21 protein-coding genes are annotated in these 24,219 nt (G+C 67.2%); 6 read left to right on the top strand and 15 right to left on the bottom strand.

All coding sequences use genetic code 11. The features are described from left to right. Positions 1 to 37: 37 nt before the first annotated feature. The 14 genes from PNI01S_RS09750 to PNI01S_RS09685 all read right to left on the bottom strand — a co-directional run bounded on the left by PNI01S_RS09750 (position 38) and on the right by PNI01S_RS09685 (position 15,435). Positions 38 to 1,687, bottom strand: coding sequence for an acyl-CoA dehydrogenase family protein (locus PNI01S_RS09750; protein WP_024763953.1), 1,650 nt, complete (start codon positions 1,685 to 1,687; stop codon positions 38 to 40). Further along, on the bottom strand, positions 1,684 to 2,367 hold the full coding sequence (locus PNI01S_RS09745) for a TetR/AcrR family transcriptional regulator (protein WP_084358049.1): 684 nt from the start codon (positions 2,365 to 2,367) through the stop codon (positions 1,684 to 1,686). The genes PNI01S_RS09750 and PNI01S_RS09745 overlap by 4 nt, the downstream gene beginning before the upstream one ends. Before the next feature lie 121 nt (positions 2,368 to 2,488). Next, positions 2,489 to 3,739, bottom strand: a complete 1,251-nt coding sequence (locus PNI01S_RS09740; protein ID WP_084358047.1) for an OprD family porin — start codon at positions 3,737 to 3,739, stop codon at positions 2,489 to 2,491. A gap of 239 nt (positions 3,740 to 3,978) precedes the next feature. Next, positions 3,979 to 4,956 carry an NADH:ubiquinone reductase gene (locus PNI01S_RS09735; RefSeq protein WP_024763955.1) on the bottom strand — a complete coding sequence of 326 codons (978 nt, stop codon included), beginning with the start codon at positions 4,954 to 4,956 and terminating at the stop codon, positions 3,979 to 3,981. Positions 4,957 to 4,975: 19 nt separating this feature from the next. Next, complete coding sequence (locus tag PNI01S_RS09730; protein WP_084358045.1) at positions 4,976 to 5,893, bottom strand: SDR family NAD(P)-dependent oxidoreductase; 918 nt, start codon at positions 5,891 to 5,893, stop codon at positions 4,976 to 4,978. 48 nt (positions 5,894 to 5,941) lie between these two features. Continuing rightward, positions 5,942 to 7,087 (bottom strand): acyl-CoA dehydrogenase family protein, encoded by a 1,146-nt coding sequence (locus tag PNI01S_RS09725; RefSeq protein ID WP_065084328.1) that lies wholly within the window; start codon positions 7,085 to 7,087, stop codon positions 5,942 to 5,944. A gap of 16 nt (positions 7,088 to 7,103) precedes the next feature. After that, entirely contained in the window at positions 7,104 to 7,859 is a 756-nt protein-coding gene (locus PNI01S_RS09720; RefSeq protein WP_164488292.1) for an enoyl-CoA hydratase/isomerase family protein, read from the bottom strand. 8 nt (positions 7,860 to 7,867) lie between these two features. After that, complete coding sequence (locus PNI01S_RS09715; protein WP_024763959.1) at positions 7,868 to 8,926, bottom strand: acyl-CoA dehydrogenase family protein; 1,059 nt, start codon at positions 8,924 to 8,926, stop codon at positions 7,868 to 7,870. Positions 8,927 to 8,930: 4 nt separating this feature from the next. Beyond that, entirely contained in the window at positions 8,931 to 9,335 is a 405-nt protein-coding gene (locus PNI01S_RS09710; RefSeq protein WP_037006947.1) for a PaaI family thioesterase, read from the bottom strand. Positions 9,336 to 9,373: 38 nt separating this feature from the next. Next, complete coding sequence (locus tag PNI01S_RS09705; RefSeq protein WP_084358044.1) at positions 9,374 to 10,738, bottom strand: MFS transporter; 1,365 nt, start codon at positions 10,736 to 10,738, stop codon at positions 9,374 to 9,376. Between the two features lie 39 nt (positions 10,739 to 10,777). Beyond that, a complete protein-coding gene (locus PNI01S_RS09700; protein WP_084358339.1) occupies positions 10,778 to 11,659 on the bottom strand; it encodes a MaoC/PaaZ C-terminal domain-containing protein in 882 nt (293 codons plus the stop codon). Next, entirely contained in the window at positions 11,643 to 13,778 is a 2,136-nt protein-coding gene (locus tag PNI01S_RS09695; protein WP_084358042.1) for an acetate--CoA ligase family protein, read from the bottom strand. Before PNI01S_RS09695 ends, PNI01S_RS09700 begins: the two co-directional genes overlap by 17 nt. Positions 13,779 to 13,900: 122 nt before the next feature. Then, complete coding sequence (locus tag PNI01S_RS09690; RefSeq protein WP_084358040.1) at positions 13,901 to 15,052, bottom strand: thiolase family protein; 1,152 nt, start codon at positions 15,050 to 15,052, stop codon at positions 13,901 to 13,903. After that, positions 15,049 to 15,435, bottom strand: coding sequence for a Zn-ribbon domain-containing OB-fold protein (locus PNI01S_RS09685; RefSeq protein ID WP_084358038.1), 387 nt, complete (start codon positions 15,433 to 15,435; stop codon positions 15,049 to 15,051). Before PNI01S_RS09685 ends, PNI01S_RS09690 begins: the two co-directional genes overlap by 4 nt. A 141-nt stretch (positions 15,436 to 15,576) precedes the next feature. On the opposite strand from PNI01S_RS09685, the gene PNI01S_RS09680 reads away from it, so the two are divergent. Together PNI01S_RS09680 and PNI01S_RS09675 are read left to right on the top strand one after the other, a co-directional pair. Then, positions 15,577 to 16,392: an IclR family transcriptional regulator gene (locus tag PNI01S_RS09680; RefSeq protein ID WP_084358036.1), complete on the top strand. Its 816-nt coding sequence runs from the start codon at positions 15,577 to 15,579 to the stop codon at positions 16,390 to 16,392. A gap of 397 nt (positions 16,393 to 16,789) precedes the next feature. Beyond that, on the top strand, positions 16,790 to 17,809 hold the full coding sequence (locus tag PNI01S_RS09675) for a branched-chain amino acid aminotransferase (RefSeq protein ID WP_054906784.1): 1,020 nt from the start codon (positions 16,790 to 16,792) through the stop codon (positions 17,807 to 17,809). A 204-nt stretch (positions 17,810 to 18,013) separates the two neighbouring features. Here the strand turns inward: PNI01S_RS09675 and PNI01S_RS09670 are convergent, their stop codons facing one another. Continuing rightward, positions 18,014 to 20,404: a hybrid sensor histidine kinase/response regulator gene (locus tag PNI01S_RS09670; RefSeq protein WP_084358338.1), complete on the bottom strand. Its 2,391-nt coding sequence runs from the start codon at positions 20,402 to 20,404 to the stop codon at positions 18,014 to 18,016. Between the two features lie 208 nt (positions 20,405 to 20,612). Here PNI01S_RS09670 and PNI01S_RS09665 point away from each other — a divergent pair, with 208 nt between their 5' ends. From PNI01S_RS09665 to PNI01S_RS09650, 4 genes are all read left to right on the top strand, one after another. Next, entirely contained in the window at positions 20,613 to 21,410 is a 798-nt protein-coding gene (locus PNI01S_RS09665; protein WP_024763968.1) for a hydroxymethylpyrimidine/phosphomethylpyrimidine kinase, read from the top strand. Between the two features lie 34 nt (positions 21,411 to 21,444). Continuing rightward, positions 21,445 to 22,074 (top strand): thiamine phosphate synthase, encoded by a 630-nt coding sequence (gene thiE, locus PNI01S_RS09660; RefSeq protein WP_084358034.1) that lies wholly within the window; start codon positions 21,445 to 21,447, stop codon positions 22,072 to 22,074. A 42-nt stretch (positions 22,075 to 22,116) separates the two neighbouring features. After that, positions 22,117 to 23,403: a glutamate-1-semialdehyde 2,1-aminomutase gene (gene hemL, locus PNI01S_RS09655; protein WP_024763970.1), complete on the top strand. Its 1,287-nt coding sequence runs from the start codon at positions 22,117 to 22,119 to the stop codon at positions 23,401 to 23,403. Positions 23,404 to 23,630: 227 nt separating this feature from the next. Beyond that, positions 23,631 to 24,173: a tetratricopeptide repeat protein gene (locus PNI01S_RS09650; RefSeq protein WP_017521798.1), complete on the top strand. Its 543-nt coding sequence runs from the start codon at positions 23,631 to 23,633 to the stop codon at positions 24,171 to 24,173. Positions 24,174 to 24,219 lie beyond the last annotated feature (46 nt).

Raw genomic sequence — 24,219 nt, 5'->3', positions numbered from 1 at the left:
GGCCAGCTGCCCATGGAGGGCAACTGGCAACGTTGCATCACGCCAGGTGCGGTGTCGCCCGCGCCACCAGCGCTTCCACATCCACGCCGCGCGGCAGGGTGCCGTAGACGCGGCCGCCGTCGTCCAGGCGGCTGGCGATGAAGGCGTCGGAGACCACCGAGTTACCCGCTTCCAGCAGCAGCTTGGCCTGCAGGGCGACGGCGACGTTCTCGGTGAGCTGGCGGGCGCGGTACTGGATGTCCTGGGTATCGGCGAAGGACGCCTTGAGGTTGCCGATGAACGAGGCCAGGCGCGCGTCACCATGGCCGTCTCCCAGCTCGGCGAACAGCGCGTCGAGCACGCCGGGCTCCTTGGACAGGGCGCGCAGCACGTCCAGGCACTGCACGTTGCCCGAGCCTTCCCAGGTGGAGTTGACCGGTGCTTCGCGGTACAGGCGCGGGAGGATCGTGTCCTCGACGTAGCCGGCGCCGCCCAGGCATTCGGCGGCCTCGTTGATCATCGCGGGGGCGCGCTTGCAGATCCAGTACTTGCCCACGGCGGTGACCAGGCGGGCGAACTTGTCTTCCTGTTCGTCGTGCAGGTGGTCCAGGGCGCGGCCCATGCGCAGGGTCAGCGCCAGCGCGGCCTCGCTTTCCAGGGCGAGGTCGGCCAGCACGTTCTGCATCAGCGGTTGCTCGGCCAGCACGCGGCCGCCGACCTGGCGGTAGGCGCAGTGATGCGCGGCCTGGGTCAGCGCCTGGCGCATCAGCGAGCTGGAACCGATCATGCAGTCGAAGCGGGTCATGGCGACCATCTCGATGATGGTCGGCACGCCGCGGCCTTCCTCGCCGACCATCCAGGCCAGCGCGCCGCGGTATTCCACTTCGCTGGAGGCGTTGGACCAGTTGCCCAGCTTGTTCTTCAGGCGCTGGATGTAGAACTCGTTGCGGCTGCCGTCCGGGCGGTGGCGCGGCAGCAGGAAGCAGGTCAGGCCCTTGTCGGTGTAGGCCAGGGTGAGGAAGGCGTCGCACATCGGCGCCGAGCAGAACCACTTGTGGCCGACCAGCTCGTAGGCCTGCCCCGGGCCGGGAATGCCCACCGGGTAGGCGCGGGTGGTATTGGCGCGCACGTCGGTACCGCCCTGCTTCTCGGTCATGGCCATGCCGATGGTGGCGCCGGTCTTCTGCTCGATGGGCAGGTTGCGCGGGTCGTATTGGGTGGAAAGGATCTTCGGCAGCCACTTCTCGGCGATGTCCGGCTGCAGGCGGATGGCCGGCACGCTGGCGAAGGTCATGGTCAGCGGGCAGCCAGTGCCGGCTTCGGCCTGGCTGTGCAGGTAACTGAGGCCGGCGCGGGCAACCTGGGCGCCGGCACGCGGGTCGGTCCAGGGCATGGACGGGATGCCGGCCTCGATGGAGGCGCGCATCAGCTCGTGGTAGGCCGGGTGGAACTCGATCAGGTCGACGCGATGGCCGTAGCGGTCATGGGACTTGAACACCGGCTTGTTCTCGTTGGCCAGGAAGCCCGCCGCCATCAGCGGGCCGCCCGCCAGCGCACCATAGGCGTCGAGTTTCTGCTCGGCGAAGCCACCGCCGTAGCGACGCACCCACTCCTGCAGCGGTACGTCGACGCGATAGAGGTTGGCACCATCCAGCGGCGGCACCTGGTTGGTCACTTCGTGGGTTTCGGCGTACTGGTGCGGGATCATGGCTGGTCCTCCATCACAGGCGTGGGCCTGGCAGGTTTTGGCAAAGCAGCAGGGAACGCACCGACGGCGCGCAGGCAGAAGTTCACGAGGGCGTCGCTGACGTCCTCCAGGGAAACCTTGGATTCACCGGCATCCCGCGCGGCGCGGGCCGGTGGCGAGAGCGGACCGATCAACGCCTCGGCGATGGCGCCGACCAGGCAGGCGGCAGTGAGCTGCACCGGCTGGGGCTGGAATTCGCCGGTGGCGATACCCTGCTCCAGCAGGGTGATGAACAGGGCAGCGTAGGCGTCGCGGTAGACCAGGCGCTGCTCGTCGACCTCCGGGTCGACCGGTTCGGCGATCAGTGCAAAGGCCAGCTGACGACTGCCCCAGGCACGCGCGGCGAATTGGTGGAGGCCTCGATTCAGGCGCTCGGCGGCGCTGCCCGAATCCTTCAGCAGCACGCCCAAGGCATCGACCTCGCGCTGGCTGGCGCGAGCGAAGACTTCGGCGGCCAGTTCGCCCTTGCCGCTGAAATGCCGATAGAGGCTGCCGGTAGCGATGCCGGCGTCATCCGCCAGGCTCTGCATGGTCAGCGCGGCGAAGCCGCCGTCGGCAACCCGCGCCAGCGCCAGCTCGAGGATGCGCTCGCGCTGTTCGCCGTCCTTTTGCAGCCGTGCCTCGGTTTGCCGGTAGGCCATGGTCTGAACCCTGATTCATTGCATTGAAAGCAGTGAATCATGGTTCAGACTTTGGCTGAAAGGGACATTCCCGCCACGGGAAGGGCGATTCTGGCCAAACCGCCACCGCCCGTAACGACTATTACCAGAGCGGCATCTGGTAGCTGACGATGACCCGCGTTTCGTCGATGTCGTTGCCGAAATCGCTGCGGAAGGCGCCGTTGCGCACCTTGAAACCAAGGTTCTTGAACGGGCCGTTCTGCACCACGTAGCCGATGTCGGTGTCGCGCTCCCATTCCTTGCCGCGCCCCGAGCCGTTGAGCAGGTCGATGTGGTCGCCCTGCAGGTAGCGCGTCATGAAGGTCAGGCCGGGCAGGCCGAGGCCGGCGAAGTCATAGTCGTAGCGCGCCTGCCAGGAGCGCTCGTCCTTGTTGGCGAAGTCGCCGATCTGCACGAAGTTGGTCAGGTACGGGTCGGTGCCGGACAGGTAGGCGAAGCCGGTGTCGCCGGACATGCGCTGGTAGCCCACGCCGAAGCCGCTGCCACCGATGCGGTAGGTGAACAAGGCGTTGAGCGCGCGGTTGTCGACGTTGCTGCCGCCATCGTCGGTGGAACGCGCCCAGCGGATGTCGGACTTCAGCGACTGGCCCTCGGCGATGGGCAGCGTGTGGACCACGCTCAGGTAGTGCTGGCGGTAGAAGTTTTCCAGGCCACCATAGTGGTAGCTGGTGCTGAGGTTGTCGGTCCAGCGGTAGGTGCCGCCGGCGAGGTTGAAGCGGTCGCTGCTGGTATGGCTGCCGAGCACGATGTTGCGCTTGTTGCCACGGGTCATCGACAGGTCTTCGTCGTTGGTCGAGTCACGCTGTTTCACCTGGCGCAGTTGGCCCAGTTGCGCGGTGAGGCCGTCGATCTCGTTGATCTCGGCGAGGCCGCCCTGGAAGGTCTGCGGGTGCAGGCGGGTGTCGTTGTATTGCACCACCGGCATCTTCGGCAGCAGCGTGCCGACCTTAAGGGTGCTTTTCGACGCGCGCAGCTTGGCAGTCACGCCCAGGTCGCTGTAGTCGTCGGCGGCGCGCTTGTCGCTGGCCGAGTATGGCAGCAGGCCGGACCCGGTGCGGTCGGGGCTGGAGTCCAGTTTGATCCCGAGCAGGCCGAGCGCATCGACGCCCACGCCGACCGTGCCCTCGGTGTAGCCCGACTCGAAGCGCAGCAGGAAACCCTGTGCCCACTCCTCGGATTTCGACTGTGCGGCGCCGCTCTGACGGTAGTCGCGGTTGAAGTAGAAATTGCGCAGTTCCAGGTTAGCCTTGCTGTCCGCGATGAAGTCCGCGTGGGCGAACAGGGGCAGGCAGGCGAAGCTCGAAACGAGCGCCCGTACGGGAAGATTTTTCATTGTTGTTGTCTCTTCGTCAGGTGAGGTGAAGGCGGCGCCGCTGCTGTCTGGAAGTCAGTACGAGCCCCTCTCCCCCGCCCTCTCCCTGAAGGGAGAGGGAGCTGACCGTGCCGGCTGATGCAGTGGTGTGATCCTGCACCGGACAGTCCCCTCTCCCTTCAGGGAGAGGGTTAGGGAGAGGGAGCCTCCGCGCATAGCCTCCAGAAGAAACGCTTGCTCCCACGCCGCCACATGGAAAATCACTGGATAAGCAAACCCTCCAGTCGCTCGCGGATCAGCTCGCGCGCCTGCTCGACGATGCCGCGCAGCAGTTCCTCGCAGCTCGGTTCGTCATCGATCAGGCCCTGGACCATGCCCGCCGACCAGATGCCCAGGTCGGTGTCGCCCTGTTCGTAGACCGTGCGCCCGCGCAGGCCGCTGACCAGCGTGGCGATGTCGGCATAGGTGGCGTTGCCGCGCGCCTCGATGGCCAGCACTTCCTGGCTGATGGCGTTGCGCGCGACCCGCGCGCTGTTGCGTAGCGAACGCATGATCACGTCCGTGGAGCGCTCGTCGGCGGCGCGGATGGCTGCCTTGACCTGCGGGTGGATCGGGCATTCGCGGGTGCTGAGGAAGCGCGTGCCCATGTTGATCGCATCGGCCCCCAGCGCCAGCGCCGCCACCAGCCCGCGCCCGTCGGCGAAACCACCGGAAGCGATGATCGGCACACGCAGCCGGTTGGCCGCCGCCGGCAGCAATACCAGGCCGGGAATGTCATCCTCGCCCGGATGGCCGGCGCATTCGAAGCCGTCGATGGACACCGCGTCGACCCCCAGTTGCTCGGCCTTGAGCGCATGGCGCACCGCCGTGCATTTGTGGATCACCTTGATGCCATGCTGGCGGAACTCGGCGATGTGCTCGCCGGGATTGTTCCCGGCGGTTTCGACGACGCGAATGCCACTCTCGATGATCACCGCGCGGTACTCGGCGTAGGGGATCGGTTTCTGTGTCGGCAACAGCGTCAGGTTGACGCCGAAGGGCTTGCCGGTGAGCTCGCGGCAGCGCGCGATCTCGTCGGCCAGCGCCTGCGGCGTCGGCTGGGTCAGCGCCGAGAGCGTCGCCAGGCCACCGGCGTTGGCCACCGCCGCCGCCATCTCGGCGCGCCCCACCCACTGCATGCCGCCCTGCATGATCGGGTGTTCGACGCCGAAGGTTTCGGTGAATCGGGTCTTGAACATGCGCCTGTCCTCCGAAGGGTCAGATCGGGTCCCAGGAGAACACGTCCGGGCTGCGCGCCAGGTCCATGAAGCTCCCGCGCAGCGCCGGCATGCCGTACTCGGCGATGCTCTGCGGGGTCCAGCCGTTGTCGCTGTGCACGCTGCGCAGCGGGCGGCTCTGGCTCATCAGGAAGATCTCGTGGTTGCGTGCGGCGAACACCTGGCCGTTGACCGCGCTGGCGGCATCGGAGGCGAGGTACACGGCCAGCGGCGCGTTCTTGTCCGGGGTCATGCGCTGCAGGTTTTCCACCCGCGCTTTCTGCTCCGGGGTCTCGGCCGGAATGGAGTCGGTCATGCGGCTCCAGGCGAAGGGCGCGATGCAGTTGGAGCGCACGTTGTAGCGCTGCATGTCGAGGGCGATGGATTTGCTCAGGGCGACGATGCCCAGCTTGGCCGCCGAGTAGTTGGCCTGGCCGAAGTTGCCGATCAGCCCCGAGGTGCTGGTCATGTGCACGAAGGCGCCGCTGTTCTGTGCGCGGAAATGCTCGGCGGCGGCGCGGCTGACGAAGAAGCTGCCGTTGAGGTGCACGTTGATCACCGACAGCCAGTCCTCGGCGCTCATCTTGTGGAAGATGGTGTCGCGCAGGATGCCGGCATTGTTGACCACGATGTCGACGCGGCCGAAGGCGTCGATGGCGCTGGCGACGATGCGCCGGGCGCTGTCCCAGTCCGACACGCTGTCGGTGTTGATCGCGCCGTCGCCGCCGCGCTGGCGGATCAGCCCGAGGGTTTCCTCGGCCGGGGAAGCCGAGCCGCCCTCGCCCTGCAGGGACACGCCGATATCGTTGATCAGTACCCGCGCGCCGCTGTCGGCCAGGGCCAGGGCAATCTCGCGGCCGATGCCGCCACCGGCGCCGGTGACGATCGCTACCTTGCCTTCGTTGAGTCGTTGGGTCATTGCTCGTTCCTTACATCAATTCGTGTTTGAGGTTCGTTGTGCGCACGATCAGCTCGGCAGGCCGAGCACGGCCTTGGCCAGGATGTTGCGCTGGATCTCGTTGGTACCGCCGTAGATGGTGGTGGGCCGCGACTGGATGAAGATGCCCGCCGGGTGCAGCTCGGGATCGTCGGCGAAGGGGTTGAGCAGCGCCGAATCCGCGCCGGCGATCTCCAGCCCGAGCTCGCTGATGCGCTGGTAAAGCTCGGACTGGTGGATCTTCAGCAGGGACACGTCCGGGCCCAGTTCCTCGCCGCGCCGCAGGCGTTCGGCGAAGCGCTCGTAGAGCGCCTTGTGGCAGTCCAGGTCCATGCTCAGCGCGGCGAAGCGCTGGGCGAACACCGGGTCGTCCCACAGGCCCTGGTGACGGGCCAGGCGCACCAGGCGCTCGAGGGCGAAGGTGGCCTGCTTGGGCGAGCCGAGGAAGATGCGCTCGAAGCCGAGCAGCGCCTTGGCCATGCCCCAGCCGTGGTTGACCGCGCCGACGAGGTTTTCCTCCGGCACGCGCACGTCGTTGAAGAACACCTCGCAGAACTCGCCCTGCAGCTCGAGGTTGAGGATTGGCCGTACCTCGACGCCGGGGCTGTCCATCGGCACCAGCAGGAAGCTGATGCCCTGCTGCGCCTTGGCACTGCGCTCGGTGCGCGCCAGCACGAAGATCCAGTTGGCCTCGGTGCCCATGGTGGTCCAGGTCTTCTGGCCGTTGATCACCCATTCGCCGTCGCGCAGCACCGCTTCGGTACGCAGGCTGGCGAGGTCGGAGCCGGCATTGGGCTCGCTGTAGCCCTGGCACCAGATGTCCTCGCCGCTCAAGATGCGCGGCAGGAAGCGCTCGCGCTGGGCGTCGGTGCCGTAGCGGATCAGCAGCGGGCCGAGCATGGTGATGCCGCTGTCGGGCAGTCGCGCGCAGCCGTAGTTCTCCATCTCCTCGATCATGATCAACTGCTTGCCGGCGGACAGGCCCATGCCGCCGTGTTGCACCGGCCAGCCGGGGCACAGCCAGCCCTGCTGCGACAGTGCCTGGTACCACTCCCAGGTGTCGTCGCGACCCAGGCGGTGGGCCGGGTTGCGGATGCGTTGCGGGTAGTTGGCGGCGACCCACTCGCGCACCAGCCGACGGAATTCGCCGTCGTCGAGGGCGTTGTAATCGGTCATGTCACGGTTCTCCTGATTACTGGCCCCGGAAATCCGGGGAACGTTTTTCGAGGAAGGCCGCTTTGCCTTCAGCGTGGTCGGCACTGAGGAACAGCTGGCTCTGGAAATCGCCTTCGCGTTCGAGCAGCAGCTCCAGGCCATCGGCCAGCAGCGCCTTGGTCAGCGACAGCGCCAGCGGCGCCTGCTGCTCGACCTTCGCGGCCAGTGCCAGCGCCGCATCCAGCGCGGCACCCGGTGCACAGAGCTGGTCCACCAGGCCGATGCGCAATGCTTCCTCGGCCTCGATCACCTGGCCGAACATCAGCACTTGCCGCGCCCGACCGTTGCCGATGCGCGCAGGCAAGGTGTGCAACTGGCCAAGATCGGCGATCAGTCCGACCTTGCCGAAGCCCGCCGCGAAGCGCGCCGTGCCGCCGCAAACCAGGCTGTCGCAGGCCAGCGCCACCGAAAGCCCGGCGCCCACCGCCCAGCCTTCGACGGCGGCGATGATCGGCTTGCCCATGCGCAGCATCTGGCGGATCAGGTCGGCGTTCTTCTGCATGCGCATGCGGCCGGCGTTGAGGTCGGTGACGTGCATGTCGCTGAGGTCGCCGCCAGCGCTGAAGACTTCCGCCGAACCGGTGAGCACCACGCTGCGCACGGAGGGATCGGCGTCCGCTTCACGCAGTGCGTCGAGCAACTCGGCGCGCAATGCGGGGGACAGCGCATTGCGCCGCGCCGGATTGTTGAAACGCAGCAGGCGCACCGAACCATGAGTTTCCTGCAGCAGCATCTCGCTCATCACGCCACCTCCGCATGCAGCAGGGCGATGTAGCGCGCCCGATGGAAGGCCAACGAGCCCTGGCTGTTGAGCAGCACCATGGCGCGGCGCAGGAACAGGCCGATGTCGGCCTCGTCGGTGTAGCCGATGCCGCCGTGCAACTGGATCGCCTGGCGGGTGACCAGCATGGCCGCTTCGGCGGCACGCACCTTGGCGGTGGACACCAGGCGCTGTACCAGGGCAGTCGGCGCACCGTCATCCAGGGCGCTGGCCGCTTCGCCGACGATGGCGCGGGCTAGCTCGATCTGCAGCTTCAGGTCGACCATGCGGTGCTGCAGCGACTGGAAGCTGCCGATCTCGCGGCCGAACTGGCGGCGCACGCCGAGGTAGTCGCGAGTCTGTTCGAAGGCGGCATCCATCAGCCCGACCAGATAGGCCGAGCAGGCCAGCGCCGCTTCGTCGAGGGCGGCGGGCGTGGACTCGACGAGTTGCGCCGGCGTGCCGTCGAAGCGCAGGCGCGCCAGGTGGCCGCCGTCCTGGGTCGGCTCCTGATGCAGGCTGAGCCCTTCGGCGTTGCGCTGCACCAGAGCAAGGCCGGCGTTGCAGGCGACCAGCCAGGCATCGGCCGCAGCACCGAGCGCCACATGGGCGACCTCGCCGCGCAACTGGCCGTCGCGCAGCACCGGCAATGCCGCATCCGCTTCATAACCGATGCCGGCCGGCAGGATCAGCCGCTCGCCGGCCAGCAGCGCGTCGCGCTCGTCCGCCGGCAGTAGCGGAGCGACCAGGCTCGCCTCGATCAGCGGCTCGGGCAGCAGGCCACGGCCCAGCTCTTCCAGCAGCGCCGCGTACTCGGCCATGCCCAGCCCGCTGCCGCCCCGCTCTTCCGCCAGGCGCAGGCCCGGCCAGCCCATGGCGCAGACTTCGCCCCAAGCGTCGCGGTCGACGCCCGTCTGCTGGAAGCGCAGACGGCGCACCCGGCCCAGGTCGCCGCCGCGCGGGACCAGGGAGGCGGCGCTGTCACGGATCAGCCGCAGGCGCTCTTCGCGCTCCTCGGCCATCGCGGTGTGGTCGGTCATTTCATCATTCCCGTGTCGGTTGAACAGCTCCGGCCGCCGCGGGCCGGTACTTGAAACTGCCGGTGGCGCTGGCGATCAGCTCGCCGGCTTCATCGAAGATTTCCGCCGCGCAGAAGCACAGCGTGCGGGTGCGCTTGAGCACCCGGCCGACGGCGTTGATCTCGCCGCGGGTGCTGCCCATGAAGTGGGTGGCCATGTCGATGGTGACCATCGAGCAACCCGGCATCTGCGCACGGATCGCGCCGGCCATGGCAGCGTCGAGCACGCTCATCAGCACGCCGCCGTGGAAGCTGTCGATGTAGTTCATCAGCTCCGGGCGGTGGCGCAGGCGTACCCGCACCACTTCGCCATCGACCCAGCGCTCCAGGCCGAGGAACTCCTGGAAGGTGTATCGATCGCGGGGGAACATGTCCGGCCCGGGCGCATGGGCGGCGCGGGTGAGATCGGTCATCGCAGGCTTTCCTCCGTGACGGGTTGGCCCAGCGGGCGGGTAGCGCTGTGCGCAGGCGCAGGCGCACGTGCGGGTGTAGCGGGCTGCGCCGTGCGCCCTTCGCGATTCGGGTCATACAGGCGGTTGGGGATCAGCAGCGCCGGGATCAGGCCGGTGATGACGTAGGTGATGCCCATCACCAGGAAGCCCGCGCCGATGGACACATGGGAGGCCAGCAGGCCGATGGCCGCCGGGGCCACCGCCGCGCCGATGCGGCCGAGGTTGTAGGAGGTGCCGACGGCGGCGCCGCGTACCTGGGTGGAGAAGCTCTCGGTCATGTAGGTGGCCAGCACGCCCACCGGTACGCCGTAGATGAAGCCGAACAGCGCGAGGATCCAGACGATGTTGTCCGGGGTGTGCCAGAACACGATCACCGGCATGAAGATCGCGGTGCCGATGGCGCCGGCGGCGAAGGTGGCGCGGCGGCCGAAGCGGTCCGAGGCGATCCCGGCGAGCACCTTGCCGAGGATCATCGCGGTGTAGGTGCCGACCATGTAGCCGGTCATGGACTTGAAGTTCATGCCCAGCTCGCTTTCCAGGTACGAGGGCATCCAGTTGTTGGTGCCGTAGTAGCCGAACAGCAGGAAGCACGAGGTGAGGCTCCACAGCAGGAACATGCGCCGGGTGGACGGATCGACCAGCAGCTGGCGCATGCCGCCGCTGGGCGCGCTCTGCTGGCGATTGCTGGCGGCCTGCTGCAGCCGTTGCGCGCGGGCTGCCAGCCAGGACGGCGACTCCGGCACCCAGGGCCGCAGCGCCAGGCAGATCAGCGCCGCGCCGATCGCGGTGAAGAACAGCGCGCGCCAGCCGTAGTCGGGGATGATCTGCCCTGCGAGCACCGTCGCCACCAGGTAGCCGACCGTCCAACCAGCCTGCATGGTCGCCAGGATGGTGGTGCGGTACTTCGCGGTGACGAACTCGGACATCAGGATGTTGCAGGCGACGAACAGCGAGCCCAGGCCCAGCGAGGAGACGAAGCGGATCAGCGCAAAGGCCCAGAAGTTGTGCGCCAGCCCGAGCAGCGCGGTGCCCACGGAGAACACCAGGATGGTCCACGTCACCACCCGCACCCGGCCAAAGCGGTCGCACGCCCAGCCGCCGTAGATACCGCCGATGGCCATGCCGGCCAGGGTGATGCTGCCCAGCGAACCGGCCTCGAAGTTGGAGAGGCCGAACTCGGCCTTCAGGCTGTTCAGGCTGTAGGCGAGGAACATCAGGTCCGCGCCATCGGCGAGCAGACCCAGGAAGCAGAAGAGGAAGGCGATCACCAGGGTCCGCCGCGGTATCGCGGTGGCCTGGGCCATGCTGTCGGGTGCGTTCATTGTTGTTGTTCTCGCAGGTTGGTTGAGGTCGTCGTCGCGCTATGCCCGCCCGGCGTGTTCTCCCATCTCCGGGGTCAGGCGCACGCGGCCGTTGTCCAGCACCACCACGTCGCGCTCGACGACGCGGGTGCGGAAGGAGCCGTCATTCCAGATTTCGGTACGCAGGGTTTCGCCGGGGAAAACCGGTGCGGAGAAGCGCACCTGCAGGTGGGCGAAACGCTCCGCGCGGTAGTCGGCCAAGCCGCGCAGCAGCGCGTGGAAGGCCACCCCCAGGGTGCACAGGCCGTGCAGGATCGGCCTGGGGAAACCACCGCGCGCCGCCGCTGCGGGGCTGGCGTGGATCGGGTTGTCGTCGCCGTTCAGGCGGTAGTGCAGCGCCTGCTCGGGGCGAGTCGGCAGGTCGATGGCCAGGTCCGGCGCCTGCTCGGGCAGGCGGTGCGGCTGGCTCAGCGACTGACTGTCGCCACCGAAGCCGCCGTCGCCACGCAGGAAGGTGGTGCCGCGGGCAATCGCCAGCACCTCGCCGCTCTGCGCATCGCTGACGACCTTCTCGCTATAGAGCAGCGCGCCCTTGCCGGCGCCCTTGTCGACCAGCCCGGTGACGCGGGTGCGGCCGATCACTTCGCCTTCCACCGGCAGCGGCTTGAGCCATTCGATGCTCTGCTCGCCGTGGACCAGGCGCAGGGCATCGACGCCTGTGTCCGGGTTGCCCAGCCAGAAGCCGGGGTGACCGAGCACCACCGCCATGCAGGGCAGCGCTTGCAGCTCACGATTGGCGTCGACGAAGGTCAGCTGGTGCTCGTCCATCGGGTCCGCGCCGAGGCCGACCGACAGCGCATAGAAGGCGCTGTCGTGGCGGCTGAAACGCTGGCGTACTTCCGGGATCGGGTAATTCAGCAGGTGCTCAGGATTCAGCGCCATGGGCCACCTCCTGCACTTCCAGCACCGCGTCGGCGGCCCAGGCGCCCTGCCCTTCGGGCATGGCGAAGACCGGGTTGAGGTCCACCGAACGCAAGCGCGGGCCGGCCTCTGCAGCGAATTGCGAGAGCTGCGAGAGAACGCGCGACAGGGCCTTGATATCGGTCACCGGGCGACCACGGGCGCCCAGCAGCAGCGGCGCGCCCTTGATGCTGCGGATCATCTGCTCGGCTTCGCCGACGCCGAACGGGCAGCGGCGGAACACCACGTCCTTGAGCACCTCGACGAAGATGCCGCCGAGGCCAAACACCGCCACCGGACCGAACTGCGGGTCGCGCTGGATGCCCATGAAGCACTCGACGCCGCCCTGCAGCTGGCGCGCCACCAGCACGCCATCGAGGCGGGCGTGCGGCGCATGCTCGGCGGCGCGTTCGAGCAGCAATGCATACCCTTCGCGTACGGCCTGGGCGCTGCCGACGTTGAGCAGCACGCCGCCGATTTCCGACTTGTGCAGGATGTCCGCCGAGGCGATTTTCAGCACCACCGGGAAGCCGATCTGTTCGGCAAACGCGGCGGCTTCCGCAGCGCTTTTCAGCACACGTTCGGGCGCCGATTCGATGCCGGCGCGCGCCAGCAATTGCTTGGCTTCGGCCTCACCGGGCGTGCTGGCCGGCAGCTCGACGCCACCGGGCACAGGAATGCTGCGCAGCGGCCGGGCGAACGCTTCGCCCAACTGGCCCATGGCCTGGATGGCGCGCACGGCACGGGTCGGGTCCTCGAACAGGGCGAAGCCGGCCTTCTGGTAAGGCGCCAGCTCCTCGCCCTCGCCCATCACCGAGACCACGAACAGGCGGTCCGGATGGTCGGCCTTGATCCGCGCGAACTGCTCGGCCAGGCGCGGGCCGATGGAGGCGGCGGTGCCGGCCTGGGTGAAGAAGGCGATCAGCGAACGATAGCCGCCGTCCACCACCATGGACTCGGTGAAATCGTGCACCAGGCTCAGGTCGTTGAGCGCCTGGGCCGTGCAGTCCACCGGGTTCAACGGCGAGGCATAGTGCAGGCGCTGTTTCAGTCGCGCCTGAGCCTCTTCCGGCATCGGCGGCATGGGCAGCCCAACGTCCTCGGCAGCGTCGCTGACGATGATCCCGGCGCCACCGCTCACGGTGATCATCCCCAGGCTGTTGTTCACCGGGTAGATGCGCTGGGTCGCGAGGTAGGCGATGTCCACCAGCTCTTCGGTGGTGCGCGCGCGGACCACGGCGTAGTCGGCCAGCACCGCATCGAGCACCTTGTCGTCGCCAGCCAGGGAGGCGGTGTGTGACATGGCCGCGCGGCCACCCAGCTCGCTGCGCCCGACCTTGTGCAGGATCACCGGCTTGCCGGCGCGATGGGCCGCTTCGAGGGCGGCGAGGAAGCTGTCGACATTGCGGATGGATTCGGCGTAGGCCATCACCACGTCGACCTCCGGCGATTCCACCAGCCAGCCGATGGCGTCGCCCAGGGTGACGTCGGCTTCGTTGCCGGTGGCGACGCAGATCGGCGTTCCCAGCCCGCGCTGCCGCGACAGACCCAGCAGGTGTGCGCCGTAGGCGCCGGACTGGGTGGCGATGCCGACGCGCCCGGCCAGCGGGATGCCGCGCTCCAGGCTGGTGGAGAAGAAGGCGTAGTAGCCCAGGTTGGCGTTGAACACGCCCAGGGCGTTCGGTCCCAGCAGGCGCATGTTCGCCGCGCGGGCGGCCTCGACGATGGCGTCCTGCATGGCCACGCCTTCCTCGCCGACTTCGCTGAAGCCGGAGGAGAACACAATGGCGCTGCGCGCGCCCTTGCGGCCCAGTACCTGGACGGTCTCCAGCACCTGCGGCGCCGGCACCGCGATGATCGCCACGTCCGGCGCCTCAGGCAGTGCGTCGACACTGGCGTAGGCCGGCAGGCCCTGGATTTCGGTGCGATTGGGGTTGACCGGCAGGATGCGGCCGGTGAAGCCGTTGCGCAGCATGTAGGCGATGGGGCGGCCACCGATGCGGTGCGGGTCGCTGGAAGCGCCGACCACGGCGACCGAGCGTGGCTGGATCAGCGGGGTAAGGCTGGCGAAGCCTGTGCGTTGCAAGTGACTCACTGACATGACGTTCCACCTGAACAGATGACGGGTGCCGGACGAGGCCGTCCCGGCGCGAGGGCGAACGCGTCCACGGCGGGCCGCCCGCTTATCGCAGGTGGCCACCGGGAGGGCGTCCTGCCCGGATTTCAGAGCACGTTCTGGGTGCCGAGCAGCGCGGTGACCTGGCTGGACAAGGTGCCGCCGTTGCCGTGCAGCAGGGCGATATCGGCCTTCTTCAACTGGCGTTCACCGGCCTGTCGGCGCAACTGCGTAACCGCCTCGATGATCAGGAACATGCCGTACATGCCCGGATGCACACAGGACAGCCCGCCGCCGTTGGTGTTCACCGCCAGCTCGCCGCCAGGAGCGATGCGCCCGCCCTGGACGAAGCGACCGCCCTCGCCCTTCGGGCAGAAGCCGAGGTCTTCGAGGAACAGGATCGTATTGATGGTGAAGGCGTCGTAGACCATCACCAGGTCGATGTCCTCGTGCTTCACACCGGCCATCTGCATGGCGCGCGGGCCACTCTCGGAAGCGGCAGTGACGGTGAGGTCGGGCATGGCAACGATGGAGCGGTGCCACTGTGCGCCGGCCGCGCCGAGGAAGTAGATCGGCGCCCTGGGCAGGTCCCGCGCGCGGTCGGCGCGCACCATCACACAGGCGCCACCGCCGTCGGTGACCAGGCAGCAGTCGGCCTTGCTCAGCGGGTCGCTGACCATCCGCGCAGCGAGCACCTCATCGATGCTCAGCGGGCCACGGGCGAAGGCCTCGGGATTGAGGTTGGCCCAGCCCCGTGCGGCCACGGCCACTTCGGCCAGGTGCTCGCGGGTGGTGCCGTATTGATGCATGTGCCGGCTGGCAGCCAGCGCGTAGGCGGTGATCGGGTGGCGCGGCTGGTAGGGCGTTTCGTGCCACTGCGGCTCGCTCATCGATACCAGCTTGCCGCCGGCGGTGCGCTGGTTGGAGCCATAGCAGATCAGCGCCGCGTCACACAGGCCGGCCTCCAGGGCCAGGGTTGCCTGCAGAAGATGCAGCTCGAAGCTGGAGCCGCCGACATTGGTGCCATCGACGAACTTCGGCTTGATGCCCAGGTATTCGCAGACCGAGAGGGTCGGGAAGGCGTGGGAGCTGGTGGCCGAGAACACCGCGTCGATGTCCGAGAGCGCAAGCCCTGCATCGGCGATGGCTTTCATCGAGGCCTGGCCGAGCAGCTCCATGGCGCTGTAGCCATGGGCTTCGCCGATACCGGCGCTGCCGATGCCGACGATGGCGGTCTTGCCGCGCAGGACCTGGCTCATGGCTGCACCTCCGCCAGGGGCTCGAAGACGACGACAGGGCCGCTGTCCTGCTGGGCGATGCGCGCTTTCACGCGAGTACCGATGGGCAGGCTGAGATGGCCTTCGATGCGCGACATCATGCGCACGCCTTCATCCAGGTCGACCAGGGCGATGTTGTAGTCACCGCTGCGGGCGCGGTTGACGGTCAAGGCATAAAGAGTGCCCAGGCCACTGGCGGGGACCCATTCCAGGTCCGTTTCGCCGCTGCCGGGCACCTGGGTGCGCGGGTAGAACACATGCCGGCCGGTGGAGGCGCTGCGCTGCAACATGAAGCGGCCCTGGGCGAGAAACGCGAGGTACTGCGCCTCGGGCCCTGGCATGCTGCGGTCGGGGAAATCCACCATTGAGGTTTCTCCTTTGTTCTTGTTCTGCCTTTGTTGCAAAGTGCGTTACCGCCCATGCCAAGCCAGCTTCCAGGAAGCCGTTGCAGGCGTCGCAGGGTCAGAATACATTCACAATACTGAATGTCAATCAGAATACAGAATATGATAACTGAAAAGACCGTCGAAGAAGCCAGCAGCAAACGCACCAGCAGCGCCAAGGATGTCGGCGCAGTGGTGAACGCCATCCAGATCCTTCGCCACCTGGCCAATGCCGAAGGCCCCGAGGGCGCGACCGCCATCGCCCGCGCCACGGGAGTCAGCCCGAGCACCACCTTCAACATCCTGCGCACCCTGACCAACGAGCAACTGACCTCATTCGACAACGACACCAAGACCTACCGCCTGGGGCTGGGTCTGTCGGAACTGGCAGTGAGCTTCATCGGCCGCAGCTACGCCGACCTTATCCAGCCGGAACTGGAACGCCTGAGCACCAGCCACAACATCCTGATCACCCTCTGGCAGGTCACCGACGACGCCCACATCCGCGTGATCGCCGTCTCCGCGCCAACCGTGGCGCACGTCAACGTCGCCGTCGGCTCGCGCCTGCCGGAACTGGTCGGCGCTGCAGGCCGCTGCATCGCCGGCCTGCGCAACCTGCCGGATGACGAACTGCGCCGCCGCCTGACCCGTGTGCGCTGGGAGAACCCGCCAAGCTTCGAGGAATACCGCAGCGATGCCGCCGCCACCCTGGAGCGCGGCTGGGCCATCGACCAGGACCACCTCTACCGCGGCGTCAGCATGGTCGCCAGCGCGATCATCGACCACGACCGCCAGCCACGCTTCATCATTTCCGGCATCGGCATCAGCGCCCAGCATGAGCGCGAGAAGCTCGAGCAGATCGGCGCCAGCCTGCACGAGACAGCCCGTTTCATCAGCCGCTCGCTATTTCCCCAGGGGAATTCCAGCCAGTCGGAATGACGGAAATTTCATTCAGCATGCGAAATGACATTCATATAAATGTCTTTTTTCAGCTGAATGCATGACCCGAAGCCAACAGACGATCAGCAAAATCCGTCTTCGGGCAGGGCATTGCCGCCCGCGACCCTGCGCCGGGGTCGCTCGGTTCCCGATGCGACTGATGGCAGCGATATTCGCAGGCAGGCCCCCACAGCCGCGAATATCGCCGGTATCATGGCAAGTCCTGGTGGAGTCCTGGCGGTACCATCAAGCGGGGGACGTCGCTCCCCCCGCGTAGCGGAATCCTGGTGATTCAGGCAGCGCCCGCCGTCAGGGTCCCGAAATCACCATGCGGATGCTCGCCCGCCATGCCCTGGCAGACGAATGGCCGCAGGCAATCCCATTGAATGAGGCAACCATGGAACAGAAAGACATCGACTGGGGCGCGCTCGGATTCGATTACATCAAGACCGACTTCCGCTACATCTCCCACTGGCGCGATGGCCTCTGGGACGACGGCAAGCTGACCGAAGACAACACCCTGCACATCAGCGAAGGCTCCTCGGCCCTGCATTACGGCCAGCAGTGCTTCGAAGGCCTGAAGGCCTACCGCTGCAAGGACGGCTCGATCAACCTGTTCCGCCCGGACCAGAACGCCGCACGCATGGCCCGCAGTTGCGCCCGCGTACTGATGCCGCAGGTTTCCGAACAGCAGTTCATCGACGCTTGCCGCCAGGTGGTCCGCGCCAACGAGCGCTTCATCCCCCCGTACGGCTCCGGCGGCGCGCTGTACCTGCGCCCGTTCGTGATCGGCGTGGGCGACAACATCGGCGTGCGCCCGGCTCCGGAATTCATCTTCTCGGTGTTCTGCATCCCGGTCGGCGCCTACTTCAAGGGCGGCATGAAGCCCCATGACTTCGTGATCTCCACCTACGACCGCGCCGCGCCCAACGGCACCGGCGCCGCCAAGGTCGGTGGCAACTACGCCGCCAGCCTGATGCCGGGCGCCCAGGCCAAGAAAGACGGCTTCGCCGACTGCATCTACCTCGACCCGGCCACCCACAGCCGCATCGAGGAAGTGGGCTCGGCCAACTTCTTCGCCATCACCCACGACAACGAGTTCGTCACCCCGCGCTCCAGTTCGGTACTGCCGGGCATCACCCGTCTGTCGCTGATGCAACTGGCCGAACAGCGCCTGGGCCTGAAAGTGGTCGAAGGCGACGTGCAGATCGACGACCTGGCGCGCTTCAAGGAAGCCGGCGCCTGCGGTACCGCCGCGGTGATCACCCCGATCGGCGGCATCCAGTACAAGGACAACCTGCACGTGTTCTTCAGCCGCGAAGACGTCGGCCCGGTGACCCGTCGCCTCTACGAAGAGCTGACCGGCATCCAGAAGGGTGATGTGGAAGGTCCGGAAGGCTGGGTCGTCAAGGTCTGAACCTGACAGCTCGCTGAAACAGAAACGCCGCGATGCCGAGAGGCATCGCGGCGTTTTTCATTCGGTTGTACGCAAGAGTCATCGCTCCACGGACCGTTCGCGAGCAAGCTCGCTCCAACAAGCCCGCTCCGGCGCGCTCTTCGCAGCGAACCCAAAGGCACGAGGCTATCGCAGACGAAGCCCGCCCCCGCACAGGCTCGAACCTCAGGCCGGGCTGGGCAGCGCCGGCTGGCACAGCAGCCAGTCATGCAGCAAAGCCTGCAGCTCCTCGAACTTCACCGGCTTGGCCATGTAGTCGCTCATTCCAGCGGCCAGGCAGCGCTCGCGGTCGCCGCTATGGCTGTGGGCGGTAATCGCCAGCACGGGAAGATCGGCGCAACGCGGCAGGGTGCGAATCGCCCGGCAGGTGGCGAAGCCGTCCATCACCGGCATCTGGCAATCCAGCAACACCGTATCGATCGCCTCCCGACGCAGGAGCTCGATGGCCTCGGCGCCATTGTCGGCCGTGCGCACGCGATAACCGAGCTTGAGCAACATGCCGCGGATCACCAACTGGTTGATAGCGTTGTCTTCCACCACCAGCACGGTGCACTGGTCGGGGCTGCGCAGCACCTGGCCGCCGGCACGGCGTGGCGGCGGCGCGATGCTCTGCACCGGCTGGCCGACCTGCAACTCCAGGCTGAAGCGGCTGCCCTGCCCCGGCACGGATTCATGCACCAACTCACCGCCCAGCAGCGCCACCAATTTGCGGCACAGCGCCAGGCCAATCCCCAGGCCGCCGTACTCGCGGGTGAGCGAGCCGTCGATCTGGAAGAAGCGCTGGTACAGCACGCCGTCCGGCGGCGTGGAGAAGCCAATTCCGCTGTCCTGCACCTCGATGCGCAGCGCCAGCCCTTCACTGTTCGGCACACCGGCTACGCGCAGATTCACCCCACCCTGGTGCGTGAACTTGATCGCGTTGTCGATCAGGTAGCCCAGCGCCTGGGCCAGCTTGCCGGCGTCGCCTTCGAGGGTGTCGGGCAGGCTCTCGTCCAGTTGCAGCACGAAGCGCAGCCCGCGCTCCTCGGCGCGCGGCGCGTACTGCGCGCGCAGGCCATCGCACAGGCCGCGCAGGCTGAAAGGCTCGCGGCGCGGGTAGAGCTTGCCGGCCTGCAGCTCGATCAGCGCGAGGATGTCGTTGACCATGCGCATCATGTCGCGCGCCGAGCCGGTGGCGGTCTTGTGGTACTGGGTCAGCTCGATGTCCATGGGCACCGTCTGCATCAGCTCCAGCGAACCGATCACCCCGCTCATGGGCGTGCGCAATTCATGGGTGACGGTGGCGAGGAACTCGTCCTTCAGGCGGTTGCTGCTGGCCAGCTCCAGGTTCAGCTGCTCCAGCTTGCGGCTGGTTTCCTGGAGGATGCGCGTACGCTCTTCCTTCATGGCGTTGATGCGGTCGGCCAGCGCCAGGGACAGCAGGCCGACCTCCAGCGCCGAGCCGATCTGGCTGGCGTACATGGTCAGGAATACATTGGGCAGCAAGCCCAACACCATCAACGTGTTGATCACCCCGCCGAGCAGGAAGGCGCTCCAGGCGAAGATGAAGTAACGCGCCACACGCATGCCGCGCAACCAGGCGACGATGCCGGCGGTGAAGATCACCACGGTAAACGCCAGCGCCAGGTAGGTGGCCAGGCGCAGGGCAATGGCGTAGCTGACGGTGAGCGCCAGCACCATCACCAGTGCGCCGACGCCCATCAAGACGCGCAGGATGCGGTCGATCCACAGGCTGTGCTCGCGGGTATGCAGGAAGCTGCGGGCGAACTGGCAGCCGAACAGCCCGGCCGAACCGATCAGGAACGGCGTGGAAGCATTGGCCCACCAGGGATTGTTCGGCCAGAAGTATTCGATGCCGGCGCCGTTGACCGAAATCTGATAGAAGCCGAACGAGGCGATATAGAGGATGTAATAGAGGTAGCTGGTGTCGCGCACGCTGAGGAAGATGAACAGGTTGTAGATCAGCATCACCAGCAGCACGCCATAGATGATGCCCAGCACATAGATGCGCCCCGGCTGCTCTTCCAGATAGGCCTTGGGCGACCACAGCGTCAGCGGTGCCTGGATCGAGCCCTGGCTTTCCAGGCGCAGGTAGGCGCGCAGCGGCTTGCCCGGCTCCAGCTTGAGATCGAAGAGGTAGTTGTTCTGGCGGATCGGCCGGCTGTCGAACGGCAAGGTATCGCCGGTGCGCTGGGCGAGCTTGAAGCCGCCATTGCCATCGGGCAGGTAGAGATCGAGCTTGTCCAGCGGCGGGTAAGCCAGCTCCAGCAGCCAGTTGGCCGGGTCGCGCGAGGCCTGCGGCTGGTAGTCCAGGTCCAGGCGCAGCCAGAACACCGAGCGCGAATAGCCGGCATTGAGCACGTCGCGCTCATGGGGGCGGAAGCTGGCGGCCAGCGCCGGCGAGCTGATCTCGGCGATATCGGCGGTGCCGCGCACGTCCTCGAAGACATCCATCGCCCGCCCGAGCGGCAGTTGCCCCACGTGCTCGTCGAAGCTGATGGCGCTCGCCACTGGCGAGAGGATGAGAAGGATCAGGAAGATCAGCCAGTGCCGCATGGTGCCCCGCAGTGCCACCGACAGCCGCGCCGGAGATCCCCATCTCCCGCTTTGGCGCGCCGTGGAGGCGTTGTGTTGGAATCGGCGAACTCTAGCACAGGCCTTGTGCCCCGTGGCATTCGACCATCCGGACAGGGCGCGGCCGGGCGATGCGCAATGGACCGTTCGGTCAGCTCAGCAGCGCATTTTGGTGATAAGCTCCCGCGCCATGAAAACACCTGCCTCCCGTCCCGTAGTGCTCTGCCTGTCCGGCCACGACCCCAGTGGCGGCGCCGGTCTGCAGGCCGATATCGAAGCCCTGATCGCCCAAGGCTGCCACGCGGCGCCCACCGTCACCGCGCTGACCGTTCAGGATACCGTCAACGTTTCCGACTTCCGCGTGCTCGACCGCGAGTGGGTGCTGGCCCAGGCCAACGCGGTGATCGCCGACCTGCCGGTGGCGGCGGTCAAGCTGGGCATGCTCGGCTCGGTGCAGATGGTCGACACCGTCGTCGAGATCATGCAATCGCTGCCCGGCATCCCGCTGGTCTGCGACCCGGTGCTGCGCGCCGGCGGCGGCGGCTCGCTGGGCAAGGACGACGTCGGCTACGCCATGCGCGAGCGCCTGCTGCCGATTGCCGCAGTCGCCACGCCGAACCTGCCGGAAGCGCGCATTCTCGCCGAGCTGCCCGAAGGCACCGCGGACCAATGCGCCGACAAGCTGTTGCCCTATATCCAGACCCTGCTGATCACCGGCGGCCACGGCGACGAGTCCGAAGTGCACAATCGCCTGTACACCCGCGACGGCCAGCGCCATACCTTCACCTGCCAGCGCCTGCCCGGCAGCTACCACGGCTCGGGCTGCACCCTGGCGAGCACCCTCGCCGGCCGCCTGGCCCTGGGCGAGGAACTGGTCAGCGCAGTGCGCAGCGCCCTGGACTACACCTGGCGCACCCTGCGTGACGCGGAAGCACCCGGCCACGGCCAGTACGTGCCGCGCCGCCTGCCGCTGGACTATTGCAACTGATTCACTGACCAACCGTACGAAGATCGAGGCACCGATGAAACTGCGCGGACTCTACGCCATCACCGACAGCCAGCTGCTCGACGGCGGCCGCCTGCTGCCCTACGTCGAAGCCGCCCTGAAGGGCGGCGCCAAGCTGCTGCAGTACCGCGACAAGTCCGATGACGCCTCGCGCCGCCTGCGTGAAGCCGAGGCGCTGCGCGATCTCTGCGCGCGCTACGGCGCCACGCTGCTGATCAATGACGACGCCGAGCTGGCCGCGCGCCTGGGTGTCAGCGTGCACCTGGGCCAGACCGATGGCTCGCTGGCCGCGGCCCGCGCTCTGCTCGGCCGCAATGCCGTCATCGGCGGCACCTGCCACGCCAGCCTCGACCTGGCCGAGAAGGCCATTGCCGAAGGCGCCAGCTACGTCGCCTTCGGTCGCTTCTTCACGTCCCAGACCAAACCGGGCGCGTCCGCCGCCAGCCTCGAACTGCTGGAACTGGCCAAGGCGCGCTTCAACGTGCTGCTGGTGGCCATCGGCGGCGTGACCCTGGACAACGCGCCGGAGCTGATCGCCCGCGGCGCCGACATGATCGCCGTGATCCACGCGCTGTTCGCCGCCGACTCCCCGGCCGAAGTCGAACAACGCGCGCGCGCCTTCAGCCAACTCTTCGAAACCCGCTGAGCGCCCAAGCGCCCGGCCCTTCACAGCTTCGCGAGGTACACCATGTCCCGTTCCGAAACGCTTTTCGCCAATGCCCAGAAACACATCCCCGGTGGCGTGAACTCGCCGGTGCGCGCGTTCAAGAGCGTCGGCGGCACCCCGCTGTTCTTCAAGCATGCGGAAGGCGCCTACGTGGTGGACGAGGATGACAAGCGCTACGTCGACTACGTCGGCTCCTGGGGCCCGATGATCCTCGGCCACAGCCACCCGGACGTGCTCGACGCCGTGCGCAAGCAACTCGACCACGGCCTGTCCTACGGCGCACCGACCGCGCTGGAAGTGGAAATGGCCGATCTGGTCTGCTCGCTGGTCCCGTCCATGGACATGGTGCGCATGGTCAGCTCCGGCACCGAAGCCACCATGAGCGCCATCCGCCTGGCCCGCGGCTACACCGGCCGCGACAGCATCATCAAGTTCGAAGGCTGCTACCACGGCCACTCCGACAGCCTGCTGGTGAAAGCCGGCTCCGGCGCCCTGACCTTCGGCGTACCGAACTCCCCCGGCGTGCCGGCGGCCTTCGCCAAGCACACCCTGACCCTGCCCTTCAACGACATTGCCGCCGTCGAGAAGACCCTGGGCGAAGTCGGCAAGGAAGTGGCGTGCATCATCGTCGAGCCGGTCGCCGGCAACATGAACTGCGTGCCGCCGGCCCCCGGCTTCCTCGAAGGCCTGCGCCGCCTGTGCGACCAGCACGGCGTGGTGCTGATCTTCGACGAAGTGATGACCGGCTTCCGCGTCGCCCTGGGCGGCGCCCAGGCGCACTACGGCATCACCCCGGACCTGTCGACCTTCGGCAAGATCATCGGTGGCGGCATGCCGGTGGGCGCCTTCGGCGGCAAGCGCGAGATCATGGAGCAGATCTCCCCGCTCGGCCCGGTCTACCAGGCCGGCACCCTGTCGGGCAACCCGCTGGCCATGGCCGCCGGCCTGACCACCCTGCGCCTGATCAGCCGCCCCGGCTTCCACGACGAGCTGACCACCTACACCACCCGCATGCTGCAGGGCCTGCAGGAGCGCGCCGACGCTGCCGGCATCCCCTTCGTGACCACCCAGGCGGGTGCCGCGATGTTCGGCCTGTACTTCACCGGCGCCGACGACATCGTCACCTTCGACGATGTGATGACCAGCGACGCGGAACGCTTCAAGCGCTTCTTCCACCTGATGCTGGACGCGGGCGTGTACCTGGCTCCGAGTGCCTTCGAGGCTGGCTTCACCTCCATCGCCCACGGTGAAACCGAGCTGAAGCTGACCCTGGACGCCGCCGAGCGCGCTTTCGCCGCCCTCAAGTAAGGCCTCCCGCGAAGGCGCCCAGGCGGGCGCCTTCCGCTCTGTACCGGGCCTTTCACAGCGTTACGCCGGCGCTACGCCAACCCTGGCGCCGCTGGCATTTCCAGTAAAAAAACAGAAAAGAAGGTAAAGACTTTGTAAGGAAGCGCCCGCTTATTTCATAATGTGAAGGCTGGCGCATTTCGCTGGCCGGGTTTTGCCCGCCCCGATTCTGGAGGCCGTTTCTCCCCATGTACCGTTCCGGTCGCACCCTGCTGGGTTGCCTGTTGCTTGCACTGCCCCTGTTCACTCAGGCGGGCGGCAACTCGCTGCTGATTCCAGCCACCGGACGCTGCACCCTCAATACCGTGCCCGAACAGCTGCAACAGGCCCTGGCCAGTTGCCAGCAGGCCGCCAATGCCGGCGACGCACAGGCACAGTTCGAGCTGGGGGAGTTCTTCTACACCGGCGAACGCGCCCCGCGCGACTTCCAGGCCGCCCTGCACTGGTACGAGAAGGCTTCGCTGCAGGGCCACGCCGACGCACAACTGCGCCTGGGCACCATGTTCTTCCGCGGCGAAGGCGTGAAGGCCAACAACGTACAGGCCTACATCGTGCTGAAGATGGCTGCGGTCAACGGCGCCGAAGACGCCATGGACAGCGCCGACCTGGTCGCCGAACAGATGAACAAGGACGAACTGGACATCGCCACCAAGGTGCTCGGGCAGATCTTCCGCAATTACCTGATCGAACTGCAGACCGCCGGCAACTCGCCGTTCTCGCCGCTGCCCTGACCCAAACGCCACTCCCTGCAGGAGCGAGCTTGCTCGCGAACAGGGC

The sequence above is a fragment of the Pseudomonas nitroreducens NBRC 12694 genome (assembly GCF_002091755.1).
Classification (GTDB): Bacteria; Pseudomonadota; Gammaproteobacteria; order Pseudomonadales; family Pseudomonadaceae; genus Pseudomonas; species Pseudomonas nitroreducens.
This window is presented reverse-complemented; position numbering and strand designations above follow the sequence as displayed.